General features: G+C 75.8%; 2 protein-coding genes. Both read left to right on the top strand.

What is annotated here, in order from left to right; genetic code table 11:
* The first annotated feature begins 139 nt into the window (after nt 1–139).
* Nucleotides 140–1,213 (top strand): hypothetical protein, encoded by a 1,074-nt coding sequence (locus tag ACIQOV_RS35800; RefSeq protein WP_401054997.1) that lies wholly within the window; start codon nt 140–142, stop codon nt 1,211–1,213.
* 297 nt (nt 1,214–1,510) lie between these two features.
* Nucleotides 1,511–2,782, top strand: a complete 1,272-nt coding sequence (locus ACIQOV_RS35795) for a C40 family peptidase (protein WP_401054996.1) — start codon at nt 1,511–1,513, stop codon at nt 2,780–2,782.
* The last annotated feature ends 45 nt before the right edge of the window (nt 2,783–2,827 follow it).

Genomic DNA, 2,827 nt, shown 5'->3' with positions numbered 1-2,827 from the left:
GTGGTCGACATCCTCTCCCCGCCGGACATCCACCTCGGCCCGCTGCTGATCGTCGCCCCCGCCCTCACCGCCTCCTTCGCCGGCCCCCGGGCCACGTCACGGCAGGCAGGACGCAGGACCAGGAACGAAGGTAAGACCCATGACGACACTGCTGGACGGCTACCGCGAGCACATCGTCGCCGCGCACAAGCAACCGCTGTTCCTGCTGCTGGTCGGATTCATCACCTCTTTCGTCTTCATCCGGTTCAGCGTCCGGATGATCCGCGCCCAGGTGCGCTGGTGGCCGGGCAACGTGACCCCGGGCGGCCTGCACATCCACCACATGGTGTTCGGCCTGGGCTTCCTGCTGCTCGGCGGCATCGGGGTGTTCGCCACCTACGGCGGGCACCCGTGGATCGACGTGTTCGGCCTGGCCTTCGGCATCGGCTGCGGTCTGGTGCTGGACGAGTTCGCGCTGATCCTGCACCTGGACGACGTGTACTGGAGCGAACAGGGCCGCAAATCGGTGGACGCGGTGATCTTCGGCATCCTGTTCACCTCCCTGCTGCTGGTCGGGTACGTGCCGCTCGGCGTGGTGCCCGGCGAGGAGACCAGGTGGGGCCTGATCACGATCATCTCGGTGAACTCGCTGGCCTCGGTGATCACCCTGCTCAAGGGCAAGGTGTGGACCGGCCTGCTCGGGATCATGGTCCCCGGCCTGTCCTGGATCGGGGCGATCCGGCTGGCCCGCCCGAGCAGCCCGTGGGCCCGCTGGCGGTACGCCGCGCGCCCCCGCCGCCGGGCGCGTGCGCTGCGGCGTGAGCTCCTGCTGCACCGGCGCGCGGACCGGGCCCGCACCTGGCTTTTCGACCTGATCGCCGGCGCCCCCGACAAGGTGCCCGCCAACCACCCGGCGGCGCACCGGGTGGCCGAGCGGATGGCCGCCCGGGCCAGCGCCCACCTCGACGCGCACGCCGCCCGGGCGCTGGCCCGCCGTCAGGCCCGGCTGGCCGACCGCCGTTCGGCGGCCGCCGCCGGGACGGCCCGGGGCGCGGCGGACCCGGCGCTCGGGTCGGCCGAGGCCGGTCCGGACCGCTCCCGCCTGGCGCAGCAGCGCCGTCGTACCGTCCGGGCCGGGCGCAGCCGGGTCTTCGCGGTGGGGCCGACCGGGCTGGAGAGCCGACCGGAGCGGCACCACCGGCTGCGCACCCACACCCGTCGGATCGGCCGGTAGCGCGGCCCTGCGCGTGGGTCCCGGTCCGTTCCCCGTCCGTTTCCCCGTCCGCTTTCCTGCCCGCGCCGCTGTCCGGCCGGAGCCGAGGCTTGGTCAGATCATCCGATGGTCACCCGACCGGCGGAGCACTTTTCGGGTGTGAAGGCCGCCGGAATTGAGAACATGGGCGTCATATGACCGTTCTGTCACGTGATGGGATGATTCATCGGATCCCCGCCGACCCCCGGGCCACCGACCGCCCGTACGCCGCGCGCCGTCCGACGCCGTCCCCTCCGGACCCGTCAGAAGGGATGTCGCGTGGCGCGCAGGATCCTGCCGACCCTCCTGTTGTCCCTCACCACCCTGCTCGGGCTGCTCCCCGCCGCCCAGGCCGCCCCGGCCGACCCCGAACCGACGGCCGGCCGGGCCGTGGGCGAGGACCCGTACCCGACCACCGAGGAGATCGACCGGGCCCGGGCCGAGGCCGAGGGCAAGGCCTCCTCGGCCGCCGCCCTGGAGGCCGCGCTCACCGCCGCCCGCACCGAGCTGGACCGGGCCGGGCGTACCGCCGAACAGGTCGTCGAGGCCTACAACGGCGCCCGGCTCGCCTTCACCCGGGCCCGCGCCGAGGAGGTCGCCGCCGCGCAGCGCGCCGCCGCCGCCGAGGCCGAGCGGGCGGCCGCCGCCGAGGACGCGGCCCGGCTCGCGGCCGAGACGTACCGGCAGGGCGCGGGTGCCGAACTGTCCGCCCTCAACGCCCTGCTCGGCGCCCACGGCGCGCGCGACGCGGGCGACCGCGCCGCCGCGGTCGGCCAGGTCAGCGAGCGCACCCGGCAGATCCTGGACGCCGCCACCTCCACCGCGGCCGCCGCCCGCGGCGCCTCCGCCGCCGCCCGGGCCGCCACCGAGGCCGCCGGGAAGGCCGCCGCCGAGGTCGGCGCGGCCAAGGTCAGGGCGGAGCAGCGGCTGGCCGCCCAGCAGGACGAGGTGGCCGCCGCCGGGCGGCGCCGCGAGCACATGCTGGCCGAGCTGGCCGCCGCCCGGAACACCACCGTCGAGCTGGAGCTCCGGCGCCGCGAGGCCCTGGAGGAGATCGCCGCCCGCGAGGCCGAGGCCGCCGCCCGCGCCGCCGCCGAGCAGGCCGCCCGGGAGGCCGAGGCCGCGGCGGCGGCCGCCGCTGCCACCAGGGCCCACCCCGCACCGCCCCTCGCCCGCCCGTGGTCCGCCGAGGGCGCGGCCGCCGCCATCGCCTTCGCCAAGTCCAAGATCGGCCTGCCCTACGTCTGGGGCGGCGAGGGCCCGGGCGGCTACGACTGCTCCGGGCTGACGATGATGGCCTGGCGCGAGGGCGGCCGGCAGCTCAACCACTTCGCCGCCGACCAGTACGCCCAGAGCACCCCGATCGGCTACCGCCAGCTGCGCCCCGGCGACCTGGTCTTCTGGACCGACACCGGGCGTGCCGCCGACATCCACCACGTCGGGCTCTACATCGGCGACGACCAGATGATCGAGGCCCCGCGGGTCGGCATGCCGGTCAAGCAGGCCAGCCTCTGGATCATGGGGACCCCGGACTTCTACGCCCGCCCCTGACGCCCGGGCCGGCGGGTGCCGGTCAGCACCTCGACGGGTGCGACC

Origin of the sequence: Kitasatospora sp. NPDC091257 (assembly GCF_044757675.1) — a bacterium.
In the GTDB taxonomy this organism is placed as follows: Bacteria; Actinomycetota; Actinomycetes; order Streptomycetales; family Streptomycetaceae; genus Kitasatospora; species Kitasatospora lactacystinica.
This window is presented reverse-complemented; position numbering and strand designations above follow the sequence as displayed.

What these genes read in the sequence shown, in the direction of transcription:
- ACIQOV_RS35800 (WP_401054997.1), top strand. Translation starts at nt 140, where the DNA reads ATGACGACACTGCTGGACGGCTACCGCGAGCACATCGTCGCCGCGCAC.